Source organism: Acinetobacter sp. COS3 (assembly GCF_000475335.1).
GTDB classification, from domain to species: Bacteria; Pseudomonadota; Gammaproteobacteria; order Pseudomonadales; family Moraxellaceae; genus Acinetobacter; species Acinetobacter venetianus.
Genome location: NZ_AXCD01000015.1, coordinates 15453 through 29375, shown reverse-complemented (window position 1 = coordinate 29375; position 13923 = coordinate 15453). Strand labels below are relative to the sequence as shown.

General features: G+C 41.2%; 8 protein-coding genes and 1 pseudogene. 3 read left to right on the top strand and 6 right to left on the bottom strand.

The window, feature by feature from the left end:
* Nucleotides 1–99: 99 nt before the first annotated feature.
* Complete coding sequence (locus IO68_RS24990; protein ID WP_023013305.1) at nucleotides 100–3570, bottom strand: indolepyruvate ferredoxin oxidoreductase family protein; 3471 nt, start codon at nucleotides 3568–3570, stop codon at nucleotides 100–102.
* Between the two features lie 202 nt (nucleotides 3571–3772).
* Between IO68_RS24990 and IO68_RS24985 the strand changes: the two genes are divergently transcribed.
* On the top strand, nucleotides 3773–4711 hold the full coding sequence (locus IO68_RS24985; RefSeq protein WP_023013304.1) for a LysR family transcriptional regulator: 939 nt from the start codon (nucleotides 3773–3775) through the stop codon (nucleotides 4709–4711).
* Nucleotides 4712–4807: 96 nt separating this feature from the next.
* On the opposite strand, the gene IO68_RS24980 is transcribed toward IO68_RS24985, so the two are convergent.
* The 5 genes and pseudogenes from IO68_RS24980 to IO68_RS24960 form a co-directional block, all read right to left on the bottom strand.
* On the bottom strand, nucleotides 4808–5710 hold the full coding sequence (locus IO68_RS24980; protein WP_023013303.1) for a hydroxymethylglutaryl-CoA lyase: 903 nt from the start codon (nucleotides 5708–5710) through the stop codon (nucleotides 4808–4810).
* Nucleotides 5707–7698 carry an acetyl/propionyl/methylcrotonyl-CoA carboxylase subunit alpha gene (locus tag IO68_RS24975; protein WP_023013302.1) on the bottom strand — a complete coding sequence of 664 codons (1992 nt, stop codon included), beginning with the start codon at nucleotides 7696–7698 and terminating at the stop codon, nucleotides 5707–5709. Before IO68_RS24975 ends, IO68_RS24980 begins: the two co-directional genes overlap by 4 nt.
* A gap of 11 nt (nucleotides 7699–7709) precedes the next feature.
* A pseudogene (locus IO68_RS24970) lies at nucleotides 7710–8514 on the bottom strand (enoyl-CoA hydratase/isomerase family protein).
* 9 nt (nucleotides 8515–8523) lie between these two features.
* Nucleotides 8524–10125 (bottom strand): carboxyl transferase domain-containing protein, encoded by a 1602-nt coding sequence (locus IO68_RS24965; RefSeq protein WP_023013300.1) that lies wholly within the window; start codon nucleotides 10123–10125, stop codon nucleotides 8524–8526.
* Between the two features lie 24 nt (nucleotides 10126–10149).
* A complete protein-coding gene (locus IO68_RS24960) occupies nucleotides 10150–11322 on the bottom strand; it encodes an isovaleryl-CoA dehydrogenase (protein WP_004879566.1) in 1173 nt (390 codons plus the stop codon).
* A 145-nt stretch (nucleotides 11323–11467) separates the two neighbouring features.
* On the opposite strand from IO68_RS24960, the gene IO68_RS24955 reads away from it, so the two are divergent.
* The gene (locus IO68_RS24955) at nucleotides 11468–12091 is read left to right on the top strand and encodes a TetR/AcrR family transcriptional regulator (protein WP_023013299.1); all 624 of its coding nucleotides are present in this window, start codon (nucleotides 11468–11470) and stop codon (nucleotides 12089–12091) included.
* A 103-nt stretch (nucleotides 12092–12194) separates the two neighbouring features.
* Nucleotides 12195–13889, top strand: coding sequence for an AMP-binding protein (locus tag IO68_RS24950; protein WP_004879562.1), 1695 nt, complete (start codon nucleotides 12195–12197; stop codon nucleotides 13887–13889).
* Nucleotides 13890–13923 lie beyond the last annotated feature (34 nt).

The window sequence follows — 13923 nt, the reverse complement described above, 5'->3', positions numbered from 1 at the left end:
GGATGAATCCCCCTTTATCAAAGAGGGATTTAGGAGGAGATTCTGTAGTTTTAAACCCATTCAAAGTTGAGATTAGCGTTTCAATTGCCTTTATTAATGCTATTTACGAAGACTCAATGAAAGTTCATCCCAACGTTGTATTGCGGTTTCCATCGATTGCATTTTGACATGACCAAATCCACGGACATCGGCAGGTAATTTAGCAATTTGTGCAGCTACAGATAAATCATAGCGGTCAGGGGCTGAACTAATCGCTTTTACAAATGCGATATAACGATCACGCCAAGCATGTTCCCTTTGACGTTCTAGCTGTAAAGCAAATGGATCAAGGAAAGTTTCTCTGAGCCATTGTAGACGAGCAAGAATCATCATTGGAATACGCATCCAGTATCCAAAAGCGCGTTTTCGTACCTTATCATGTGCACCCAAAGCAGGTGGTGCAAGGTGATAAGTCAAACGTAAACCTTTACCAAACTGCGACTCAATTGATTGTTTAAAACTTTTTCCTGTAAGTAAACGCGCTACCTCGTATTCATCTTTATAAGCCATCACTCTATAGAGTTGCGTCGCAATTATTCCTGTTAATTCTTCTGGCAATACTTTGGCTGCATGTTCCACAAGTGTTCGATACTGCGTTGCATAATCTTGATTCCAATATTCAACCAAGCGTGTAGAACGATCTTCAATCAGTTCGGCTAAAGTCGTTGGTTTAGCAGTTGCAGGAATCGTTGCAATAATGCGTTTTGCCAAATCAGGTTCACTAATCAGGTGGCAACCGATACGGAACGCTTCAAGATTTTTCTCAGCGGCTGTACCATTTAAATGAATTGCTTTTTCAATACTTTCACGTTTCAAAGGAATTTGACCTGATTGCCAAGCCATGCCAAGTAGAATTTGATTGGCAAAAATCGCATCGCCTAATACTTGTGTAGCAATACTTGTTGCATGTAAAGAGATCAGTTTTCCTTGTGTAGTTCGGCCACGTAGTCGGTTAATCAAATCAGAAATTGGTGCATACCAATCACGAGACTCTAGAAAATCCGAAGTAGGGGAACCATCTTCATTGACGATGACCATAGCATCCGATTTTAAACGAGACAGTGCTGCATTACTTCCTGCTACAATTGCATCTGCACCGATTAAAACATCACATTGACCAGCAGGAATTTTAGTTGCCGAGATTTGATCATCGTCTGTAGCGAGTTGTACATATGAATAGACCGTACCACCTTTCTGAGCAAGTCCTGCCATATCCATAATACGCGCAGCTTTACCTTCCAAGTGAGCTGCCATACCAAGCAGAGCACCTGCGGTTACGACACCTGTACCACCAACACCACCGACCATAATCCGAATAGGTTGTTGATCAAGTTTAGGAATGATTGGCTTTTCTGGCCAGCCAGCTTCAATTCCTTGAAATATTTCTGGTCGTTTCATGTGACGAGTATGCACAGTCACGAAACTTGGACAGAAACCCTCCACACAAGAAAAGTCTTTGTTACAACTACTTTGATTAATTTGCCGTTTAGTACCTAATGCTGTTTCAACAGGTTCAATCGATAAACAGTTCGATTGTTTAGAACAGTCACCACAACCTTCACAAATCTCACTATTGATAAAGACACGCTCTGCTACATCAGGATAAGCATTGCGTTTACGACGACGGCGCTTTTCACTTGCACAGGTTTGAACATAAATTAAAGCCGTCACACCTGAAATGTCGCGTAATTTGCGTTGTACATCATCCAGTTCATTTCTGTGGTAAATCTCTACGTGAGGGGCGATACCTTCTTCTGCATGAATCAACTCAGGTTCATCGGTGACAATGACTTGTTTTTTAATGCCTTCAGCATCAAGTTGTCGAGTTAACTGTGCCACGCTGAGATGGCCATCAACATGTTGACCACCCGTCATTGTAACGGCATCATTATAAAGAATTTTGTAGGTAATATTGAGTTTTGCAGCGATCGCTTGGCGTATTGCAAGATAGCCTGAATGAAAATAAGTTCCATCGCCTAGATTGGCAAAAATATGCTTTTCGTTGGTGAAATGAGAAGCACCAGCCCAACTCACACCTTCACCACCCATTTGTGAGAAAGTTTCAGTACCGCGATCAAGTGACACAGCAATAAAATGACAACCAATCCCCCCTAATGCACGGCTTCCTTCGGGTAATGCCGTTGATGAATTGTGCGGACAGCCACTACAAAAGAAAGGTTTGCGCTCTGCAATATCAAGCACACGTTGTGACTCTTGCTCGGCTTTTTGTAGTAGCTCAACTCTATTTTGAATTTGCGTTTTTAAAGCTTCTGGAATGTCTAATTTTAAGAAGCGAGCCGCCAGCATTTTTGCAATAGGTTCAGGTTGGAATTCATAGTGACCAATTAAAGGGGCTTCATCAATAGAAGTACTCCATTCACCTTTACCATCGCATGCTTTACCAATGACGCGAGGGCGCTTGTCATCTGGAAGTGCGTAGAGTTCATCTTTAATTTGTGATTCAAGAATCGGGCGTTTTTCTTCTACAACAATTAATTCTTCTAAACCTTCGGCAAATTCGCGCAGACCGTGAGGCTCTAAAGGCCAAATTAAAGCAACTTGATAGACTCGCAGTCCAAGCTGCTGAGCCGTTTCACCTTCGATACCTAAAATACGTAATGCTTCAATGGTATCCAAATAACCTTTACCACTTGCGGCAATGCCAATATGCGCATTAGGACAATGCCATGTTACCTGATTCAGTTCATTTTCACGGGCATAGGCCAATACAGCGGGTAAGCGATATTTATATAGACGCTCTTCTTGTTGAATGCCGTGATCAGGCCATCGAATATTGACACCATCTTCAGGCATTTGAACATTTTTAGGCAAAGCAGGTGTGACGCGATCTAAATCAACATGCACAGAAGCAGAGGTTTCAACAATTTCACTGACCAACTTCATTGAAGTCCATACACCAGCAAAACGTGACATTGCGACTGCGTGAGCACCTAAATCAAGAATTTGTTGAATTGAGGTTGGGTAAAAAATTGGAATACCGCAACCCATCATCACATGTTCTGACTGGTGGGGAATACTCGAAGATTTACAAGAATGATCATCACCAAAAAACGCGACTACACCACCACGTTCAGCCGTGCCTGCAAGATTGGCATGACGTAGAACATCTCCAGAACGATCTACACCAGGGCCTTTGCCATACCACCAAGAGGTCACACCATCATATTTACCTTGACCTGCGAGATTGGCTTGTTGGGTACCCCAAATTGCAGTAGCAGCTAGATCTTCATTTACGCCTGGTTGAAAAACAACATGGTGGTCTTTGAGTATGCCTTCAACTTGCCAGAGAAAATTATCATAATTTCCAACAGGAGAACCACGATAACCAGAAATAAAACCAGCAGTATGATAACCGTTTAAAGTATCCCGACGTGTTTGCGCAAGTGGTAAACGCACCAATGCCTGAATACCTGTCATGTAAGCAGTACCGTCATCACTTAGATATTTATCTTCAAGTGATACATCCTTTGTTGGAATCTTATTTGGAGTAAATTTTGTAGCTATATTCATTTATGTCTCCTTAGAATTTTGTAGTTCGAGCTACTTTCTTTTTTCAACTTCCAGTTGAATATTTGGAGTAAATGACATACTTAGAAAAAGATTGATCAGTTCTTTTAAAACCGTAGAACTGTTCAATGTATGTACATTAATGTCATTGTGATTGATCCAGACTGGTGCAACAATGCGTAATTAAACAAAAGATATTTACGTTATGCGCAAAAATCTTGATGGTGGATTACTTCATGCAATGCATGCTTTTCTGAAAGTCATTGATAGTGGAAGCTTTACAGCCGCTGCCGAGCAGATGGAACTAACAACAGCGCAAGTATCTCGACTGATTAGCGAGTTAGAAGGGCGTTTAGGAACAAAACTACTACAACGAACAACGAGACAACACGCATTGACCGATATTGGTGCAACTTATGCAGAGCAATGTCGTCAAGTGCTTGCAATGGTCGACGAAGCTGAAACTCAAGCCATGGGTAGGGCAACTAAACCTCAAGGAAAGTTACGTGTTTTGAGTATGGCGAGTTTTGGCCATCACTATGTGTCACCAATGATGGCAGAGTTTTGTCAAACCTATCCCGAACTCACGGTTGAATATCGTACTTCACAGAATGTCCCAGACCTTTTAGGTAAAGGCATTGACGTCAGTTTATATCTTGCGGAATCGTTGGCTGATTCCAGATTTGTTGCTCGCCAAATTGGTACGATCTTTTCAGTACTTTGCGCATCCCCCGCATATTTAGAAAAATATGGTGAACCGAAATCATTGGATGATCTACAAGAACATGCGTGTCTCAGACTAGTGAATCCGTCAATTACACCGCAATGGCATCTGGTCAGTGAAAAAAGTTGCTCTTATCAAATTGATATTACAGGGCCATTGATTGCAGATTCACCTGAGCTTTTACTCGACATGGTGCAGCAAGACATGGGCATTGCATTACTGCCAACCTTTGCAGTCATAGAGGCTGTTCGTACTGGGCGATTGCACCGTATATTATCTGACTGGAGATCACCAAATATTGGTGTTTATACCTTATTACCATCCCGACATTTTATTGATGCCAAAACACGGGCATGGTTAACGTGGGTAGAGCAGCATATCTCTCCAAAAATTCAGAGTGATACAGAGTATTTTTTATAATCAAAACTTGATCTCAATACTTTAAGGAAAAAATAAAAAGGGAATACATCTGGTAAGTCGATAATCAACCAGATGTATCAAGTCATATTCGCTTTATTAAGCGCAACGTGACTGTAGATAAGAATTTGTATAATTAGATAGACTTTTTCGACCCAATATCTGACTGATATTTTGACTCGCTGTCATCAATTTATCTAAATCAATTCCTGTTTCAAAACCCATATGCGAAAGCAAATAAAAGAGATCTTCTGTCGCGATATTGCCAGAAGCACCTTTTGCGTAAGGACAGCCGCCAAGACCTGCTAATGATGAATCAAAAACACGAATACCTTGTTGTAAAGACTGATAAATATTGGCAATTGCCATGCCATAAGTATTATGAAAATGCCCAGCCAAAACTTTGCTATCAAGTTCAGCTAAACATGCTTGCCACACCTTTTGAACTCGATCTGGCGTCGCTGTCCCAATGGTTTCACCCAACGAGATTTCGTAGCATCCCATCTCATAAAGCTGCTTAACCACTTTTACGACTTGCTGTGGCTCAATTGCGCCTTCATAGGGGCAATCAACGATACAAGAGACATAGCCTCTTACTCGGATATTGTGCTGTTTGGCTGCTTGCATGATTTCGGAAAACTTTTCTAAGCTTTCATCAATAGAGCAATTAATATTTTTACGAACAAAGCTTTCAGAAGCAGCCGTAAATACAGCAACTTCTTTGCAGCCAACAGCAAGTGCTGTTTCAAAACCTTTAATATTTGGTGTGAGCAAACTCAAATTAAGATCATCTCGATGTGGCAATTGTTTAAATAATTCATCACTTTTAGCCATTTGAGGAACCCATTTGGCTGAAACGCATGAACCAACCTCGATCGACTTTAAGCCAGCATCTATTAAGTCAGTAATGAAATTTAAACGCTGCTCTAATGTGAGCGTCTGTTTCTCATTTTGAAGCCCATCACGAGGGCCAACCTCAACAATTTTGACAAACTCACTCATGCAACTTCCTCCTGATCAGGTTGAAATTCTACGAGTTCGTCTCCCGCTTTCACTTGATCACCGACCTGAAAATAAGCATCTAAAATAATGCCATCCTTCGGTGCTCGAATGGTGTATTCCATTTTCATCGCTTCAAGTGTCAACAGCACATCATCTTTTTTCACCGTATGGTTCGCACCGACTAGTAGTTGAGTCACGACACCCGGCATCGGAGCTTTAAGATGCCCTTGCTCATTTTGTCCTTCAGTCTGATTAAAATTTTGGCGGATATAATCAAATTTATAACTCTGGCCAGAGTGGAATAGAGTGATGCCTTGCTGACTTTGATTAAAAGCTAATTTATGTTGATTACCGTTAATCAGAATTTTGGCTATATTCGCATCAAGCAACTCACCTATGATCTGATAATGCTGACCATTAAATTCTGCGTTAAATCCTTGCTCAGCAGCTGAAAATTTAATCTGAATGCTGTTATCTAAATAATTTAATTTGATGCTGTGCTGGTAAGCGACATTACTCCGCCATAATGGCTGTGCCAACCAAAGCTGTTTTTGAGCTGATTTGTTATTTTGCATTTGGTTTAAAAACTCAATAAATGCAGTCGCAACAATAAACTCAGGTTTTATATTCGCAGGGCTAAACAAAAATCGTTCTTCACGCTGAATCAAATTTGTATCTAATTTGGCTTGTTTAAAAGAGTCACAACGAACAATCTTTTCAAGGAACGCGATATTGTTGCCTAAGCCATCCACATGAAATTGGCTAAGCGCATGTTGCATTTGAATTAAAGCAGCTTCACGGTTTTTGCCCCATACAATCAATTTTGCAATCATTGGATCGTAGAATGTAGTGATTTCATCGCCCTCAACAATTCCACTATCTACGCGGACGTATTGGTTTTGAGGTGGGTAGCGCAGATAATCAATTTTGCCAATTGCAGGCAAAAAGCCTTTTTCTGGTTGTTCTGCATAAATTCGTGCTTCTAAGGCATGTCCATGTATCTGCAATTCATCCTGCAACTTTGGCAACGGTTCACCATAAGCAACACGCAACTGCCATTCCACCAAGTCTTCACCTGTAATCATTTCGGTCACAGGATGTTCGACTTGTAGACGCGTATTCATTTCCATGAAATAAGCAGTACCGTCTTGTTCAACGATAAACTCAACTGTTCCCGCACCCACATAATCTACGGCACGAGCGGCATCGATTGCAGCCTGTCGCATAGCATCCAGTTTTTCACTTGGCATTTGTGGTGCTGGTGCTTCTTCTAGCACTTTTTGATGGCGACGTTGTACCGAACAATCACGCTCAAATAAATGAACATAATTCCCATGTGTATCACCAAATACTTGTACTTCAATATGACGTGGTTGAATCACATAACGTTCAATCAAAACATCATCATTGCCAAAGCTCGATTTCGCTTCGCGTTTACACGAAGCAAGAGAATGTAGAAAATCTTCGCTACGTTCAACGAGACTCATACCTTTACCACCACCACCAGCACTCGCTTTAATTAACACGGGATAACCAATTCGATCTGCTTGCTGTTTTAAAAATTCAGCATCTTGATTAGTTCCGTGGTAACCCGGTGTTAACGGCACACCAGCTTTTTCCATCAATGCTTTGGAGGTCGCTTTCAAACCCATGGCTAAGATCGCATCTACAGGTGGGCCAATGAAGCAAATATTGTGTTGCTGACAAGCGAGCGCAAACAGGTCATTCTCAGAAAGAAAACCATAACCCGGATGGATTGCCTGACTTCCAGTATCTACTGCCGCCTGAATAATACGATCAACCTGAAGATAGCTCTGAGTTGCAGGAGACTGTCCAATATAAATTGCCTCATCGGCGAGTTTTACGTGCTGTGCATTTGCATCTGCATCTGAATAAACAGCAACCGTCGCAATACCTAATTTTTTCGCTGTGCGAATTACGCGGCAAGCAATTTCGCCACGGTTCGCAATCAAAATTTTCTCAAACATGTCGATTGTCCTTAATTGTTGTTATTTAGAATTAGAAACCCATGCAGACTGCTGCTTATTTAAAAAGGCATTTAAACCTTCTTTCGCTTCAGCACCCTGACGGACTTGTGCAATATGATGTGCAGTTTGTTGTAGCAATACATCACTCATCGGTTGCTTACTCACCATATGAATCAACTGTTTAGATGCTGTTTGGGCATGTGGGCCACCGAGCAATAACGCATCAATCACATCTTGAACTTTCTGGTCTAAATGTTCAGCACCCGTTACTTCATGTGCTAAGCCAATTTGTTTGGCTTCGATTGCAGAAATACGCTCAGCAGTTAGAAAATAGCGTGAAGCTTGTCGCTCTCCAATTGCACGAATCACGTAAGGACTAATAGTCGATGGAGCTAAACCCAGTCGAACTTCAGACGTTGCAAATTTTGCTTCATGACTCGCGATACAAATATCACATGCCGATGCCAAACCCATTCCACCGCCAAAGGCAACACCATGTACACGAGCGATTGTGGGCTGCTTTAAAGTGGCCAATGCATGAAGCATCTCTGCCAATTTCAATGCATCAGCTTCATTTTCTGCTGAAGAAGCTTGACCCGCTTGCTTCATCCAATTCAAGTCAGCGCCTGCGGAAAAACTTTTACCACGGCCAGCTAAAACCACGACGCGAATATCATTACGGTTATTTAATGTGTTAAAGCAAGCATGAAGCTCCTCTATCACAACTGTATTAAAAGCATTGTGTAGTTCTGGTCGATTAAGCCAGATATAGGCAACCTGATCCTGTTGTTCGAGTTGTAAAAATTGATAGCTCATACAGACCTCTTACATACGGAACACGCCGAATTTTGTTGGTTGAATAGGTGCATTCAATGCAGCTGCAAGACTTAAACCCAAAACATGACGAGTTTGAGCAGGATCGATTACACCATCATCCCATAAACGCGCAGAAGCATAATAAGGATGACCTTGTTGTTCGTACTGATCACGGATTGGCTGTTTGAACTGATCTTCTTCCTGTGCAGACCATTCTGCACCTTTTTGTTCGATCTGATCACGTTTCAAAGTTGAAAGTACGCTGGCTGCTTGCTCGCCACCCATCACTGAAATACGAGAGTTTGGCCAAGTCCATAAAAAGCGTGGTGAATAAGCACGTCCACACATTCCATAGTTACCTGCACCAAAAGAACCACCAATAATCAGCGTTAATTTTGGAACATTAGCTGTTGCAACAGCCATCACTAACTTCGCGCCATGTTTGGCAATGCCTTCATTTTCATACTGACGACCCACCATAAAACCCGTGATATTTTGGATAAATAGCAAAGGAATATTGCGCTGAGTACAAAGTTCAATAAAGTGAGCACCTTTCTGCGCGGATTCAGAAAATAGAATGCCATTATTGGCAATAATTCCAACAGGCATACCATACAGGGATGCAAAACCCGTGACCAACGTTGACCCAAAACGCGCCTTAAATTCATCAAAACGAGAACCATCAACGATACGAGCAATCACTTCACGAACATCAAAAGGTTTTCGTGCATCACTTGGAACAACGCCATATAACTCTTTGGCATCGAATAATGGCTCATCAATTTGTTTACTTAGATCATTCGGCTTTTTATTTAGATTCGCAACGATGTTACGAGCAATTGCAATTGCATGTTCATCATTTTCAGCAAGATGATCAGCGACCCCTGAAAGGCGAGTATGAACATCACCACCACCTAAATCCTCACTGCTCACGACTTCCCCCGTCGCAGCTTTAACGAGAGGAGGACCACCTAAGAAAATCGTACCTTGGTTTCGAACAATAATGGTTTCATCTGACATCGCAGGCACATAAGCACCACCAGCAGTACAACTTCCCATGACCACTGCAATTTGTGCAATCCCTTGACTCGACATACGGGCTTGGTTGTAAAAAATACGCCCGAAATGATCACGATCAGGGAAAACTTGATCTTGCATAGGTAAATATGCGCCACCAGAATCCACCAGATAAATACAAGGTAAGTGGTTTTGTTCCGCAATCTCTTGGGCACGTAAATGCTTTTTAACTGTCAGTGGATAATAGGTTCCACCTTTGACCGTTGCATCATTGGCAACGATCATGCAAGTTACTCCATTGACTTGACCAATCCCTGCGACAACACCCGCAGCAGGAATATCATCTTCATAAACCTTATACGCCGCTAACTGACCAATTTCTAAAAAGGCAGTACCTACATCTATAAGTTGGTCAATACGATCACGAGGTAACAGTTTGCCACGCGCCAAATGTTTCTGACGCGCATTTTCACCACCACCAAGGGAAATGGATTGTGCAACCTGTTTTAAATCTGAAACCAAGGCGTTCATGGTTTGTTGATTTACTTTGAAGTCTTCGCTTCTTACATTAATTTTGCTTTGTAATTGGTTCATCAGATGCATCCTTATTTGTCGTTATTATTTGGTTTCATTAAACAGTTCACGACCGATTAACATACGGCGAATTTCAGATGTTCCCGCACCAATTTCATAAAGTTTTGCATCACGCCATAAACGACCTGTAGGGAATTCATTGATATAACCATTTCCACCTAAGGTCTGAATTGCTTCACCTGCCATCCATGTTGCTTTCTCAGCAGCGTATAAAATGGCACTTGCAGCATCTTTACGCAGACTCCGATCATGATCGGCCTTATCACAGGCTGCACCAACAGCATATACAAGTGCTTTACAAGCCAACCAAGTGGAGTACATATCTGCAAGCTTTCCTTGCATCAACTGGAACTCACCTAAAGCCTGACCAAATTGTTCACGTTGATGAATGTAGGGGATAACAACATCTAAACAGGCATCCATAATGCCTAAAGGGCCAGCACTTAATACGGCACGCTCATAATCCAACCCACTCATTAAAACTTTTGCACCGTTGCCTACTCCACCGAGTACATTCTCAATTGGTACTTCAACATTATCGAAAAATAGAGGGAAGGTATTTGAACCGCGCATACCGAGCTTGTCTAAATGCTTACCATGACTAAAACCTTTCATATCTTTTTCAATTAAGAAAGCCGTCATACCTTTAGCGCCAGCATGAGGGTCAGTTTTGGCATACACCACCAAAACATCTGCATCACCGCCGTTGGTAATCCACATCTTTGAACCATTAAGAACAAAATGATCACCTTTTTGTTCAGCGCGTAATTTCATACTCACCACATCTGAACCCGCATTTGGTTCAGACATAGCCAACGCGCCGACAAAATCACCTGAAACTAACTTAGGTAAATATTTTTGTTTTTGTTGTTCACTACCATTACGGTTAATTTGGTTGATACATAAGTTTGAATGTGCACCGTAGGACAGACCGATTGCTGCTGAAGCGCGAGAGATTTCTTGCAAAACAATAATATGCGCAAGATAACCTAAATTTGTACCACCATATTCTTCAGAAACTGTTAGGCCCAATAAGCCCATATCTCCAAACTTTTTCCACAGATGTGCAGGAAAGTGATTATCTTGATCAACTTGTTGAGCAATCGGTGCAATTTCTTTTGCACAAAATGCCGCAACTGAATCTTGAAGGGCAATTAGTGTTTCATCCAGACCAAAATTCAAGCTACGTAGGTTCATTGTGTTCATCCCATTGGTTATATTTGTTGTTCCATAAGCATTCTTGTGTGTGCTTATGAAGTACCATACAATGAATTTTTAAAAAAGTGAATAGAGATTCATAAATTGATTTACAATTCACTTTATTTGTTAGAGAATAAATTTCATGAGCTATAAACGATCATCTTTAATGCAAGAAAGAATGGAACAGAATCGTAAGGCGATTTTAAGTTCTGCTCGAAATCTAATTTCAGAAGGAGGGTTTAAAGACGCACAAATTCAAACGATTGCTGAGCAAGCAGGCGTTTCGAGTGGGTTGGTTTATCGCTACTTTGACAATAAAAGTCAGGTGCTGATCGAAGTTCTATCCGAAGCCATCAATACCGAACTACTGGTAATTGATGCGATTACGGAAAGTGATCTGACAGCCGAACAGAAATTGCATAAAGCGGTAGCAACTTTTGTAAAACGGGCACTGAATAGTCCCCAGCTTGCATATTCACTGATGTTTGAACCCGTTGATTCAACGGTCGAGCATGAGCGTTTTCGTGTTAAGCAGTTGATTAAACAGAGTGTTATTAAAATACTTGCTGATGGAAATGCGAGTGGTGAGTTTGTTTTAGAGGATTTGAACACTACAGCGCTATGTGTAGTTGGTGCCATGACTTTCGTTGTGGTTGAACCTTTAGACCCAGCTCAAAACACAAAGTTTGATCAGCAACATAAAGACTATTTTTCAAAACAGATTGCTGATTTTTGTGTAGATGCCGTAAGGAGAAAGCAGGCATAAGCAACAATTAAAACCACAGAATAGGCAGTTTGAAGAGTAGTTGCAGTTACAACAATTAGATGATGTAAGAACAGAATTAAAAAGAATCAAGGAGAATGATTCAATGCAACACGTACGGTTAAGCTATGCCTCTGGAACAAGTTCGCAGCCCTTATTAGGGATGACGATTGGAGAAAAATTTGATCAGGCTTGTCAGCAATATGCTGATCAAGAAGCGATTGTAAGTTCACATCAGAACAGACGGTTAACATATAGAGAATTACAGCAGGAAGTTGAGGCATTTGCCTGTAGTCTGCTGAAACTCGGCCTCAAAAAGGGTGATCGGCTGGCAATTTGGTCACCAAACTGTGTGGAATGGACTGTCACCCAATTTGCGGCATTTAAAGCAGGGATTGTTTTAGTTAATCTCAATCCAGCCTATAAAAGCCATGAACTTGAATATGTGCTCAATAAAGTCTCTTGTAAGGGCTTAATTATCGCATCTCAATTCAAAACAACAAATTATCAGGAACTTCTCACTAGAATTGCGCCAGAAATTAGCTTTTGTACGGATAAGATCATTCATGCTGAGCGTCTGCCATTCTTAAAATTTGTTATCAAAATTGATGAACAGCAACATACAGGGATTCATCGTTTTAGTGATCTGGTCACACCACCAACTGCCGATCAACTTGATCAACTCGATCTTGCAAGCCAACAACTACAATTCGATGAAACCATTAATATCCAATTCACTTCTGGTACAACAGGCAATCCGAAAGGAACCATGTTGACGCATCATAATATTCTAAATAATGGATATTTTGTCGGTGAGGGCATTCGCCTAACGTCTAAAGATAAAGTCTGTATTTCTGTGCCATTATTTCATTGCTTTGGCATGGTAATGGGGAATCTAGCATGTATTACACATGGCGCGACAATGGTATATCCATCAGCCGTGTTTAATCCATTAGATACATTAAAAACCATTCACGAAGAACGTTGTACAGCTGCTTACGGCGTACCGACGATGTTTATCGCAACATTAGAACATGAACAATTCAGTGAATTTGATTTATCAAGTTTACGTACAGGCATTATGGCAGGTAGTCCTTGTCCACGTGAAATCATGCAACGTGTGATCGAGCGTATGCATATGTCTGAAATTACAATTTGTTATGGAATGACAGAAACTTCGCCTGTTAGTGCTCAAAGTTCTGTCAACGATACCATTGATAAGCGTGTAAGTACTGTAGGTCGTGTACACCCACATGTTGAAGTCAAAATTGTTGACCTTGAAGGGCAAATTGTCCCGACAGGTACTTTAGGCGAATTATGTGTGCGTGGTTATTCAGTTATGGCTGGCTATTGGGGTGAAGAAGAAAAGACTCGTGAAGTGATAGACGCAGCAGGTTGGATGCACACGGGTGATATTGCAGAAATGGATGCTGAAGGCTTCGTTAAAATCAAAGGACGAATCAAAGATGTCGTGATTCGTGGTGGTGAAAATCTCTTTCCGAAGGAAATCGAGGATTTCTTATATACCCATCCCGATATTAGCGATGTCCAAGTGATCGGACTACCTGATCTTCGTTATGGTGAAGAATTATGTGCTTGCATCATTTTACATGAGCATCATCAGAGCGATGAAGAGAGTATTCGTAGCTTCTGTAAAGACCACATTTCACATAATAAAGTGCCACGTTACGTTAAATTTTTTAGCGAGTTTCCAATGACTGCGTCCGGCAAAGCACAAAAGTTTAAGTTACAGGAAATCATGCGTGCTGAATTGAACTTAACGGCGACCGTGTTTGACTAGGAAAACAAATAAACTATTGAAAGAATGTATTGAA

What these genes read in the sequence shown, in the direction of transcription:
- IO68_RS24975 (WP_023013302.1), bottom strand. Translation starts at nt 7,698, where the DNA reads ATGTTTGAGAAAATTTTGATTGCGAACCGTGGCGAAATTGCTTGCCGC.
- IO68_RS24980 (WP_023013303.1), bottom strand. Translation starts at nt 5,710, where the DNA reads ATGAGTGAGTTTGTCAAAATTGTTGAGGTTGGCCCTCGTGATGGGCTT.
- IO68_RS24985 (WP_023013304.1), top strand. Translation starts at nt 3,773, where the DNA reads ATGCGCAAAAATCTTGATGGTGGATTACTTCATGCAATGCATGCTTTT.
- IO68_RS24990 (WP_023013305.1), bottom strand. Translation starts at nt 3,570, where the DNA reads ATGAATATAGCTACAAAATTTACTCCAAATAAGATTCCAACAAAGGAT.
- IO68_RS24955 (WP_023013299.1), top strand. Translation starts at nt 11,468, where the DNA reads ATGAGCTATAAACGATCATCTTTAATGCAAGAAAGAATGGAACAGAAT.
- IO68_RS24965 (WP_023013300.1), bottom strand. Translation starts at nt 10,125, where the DNA reads ATGAACCAATTACAAAGCAAAATTAATGTAAGAAGCGAAGACTTCAAA.
- IO68_RS24960 (WP_004879566.1), bottom strand. Translation starts at nt 11,322, where the DNA reads ATGAACCTACGTAGCTTGAATTTTGGTCTGGATGAAACACTAATTGCC.
- IO68_RS24950 (WP_004879562.1), top strand. Translation starts at nt 12,195, where the DNA reads ATGCAACACGTACGGTTAAGCTATGCCTCTGGAACAAGTTCGCAGCCC.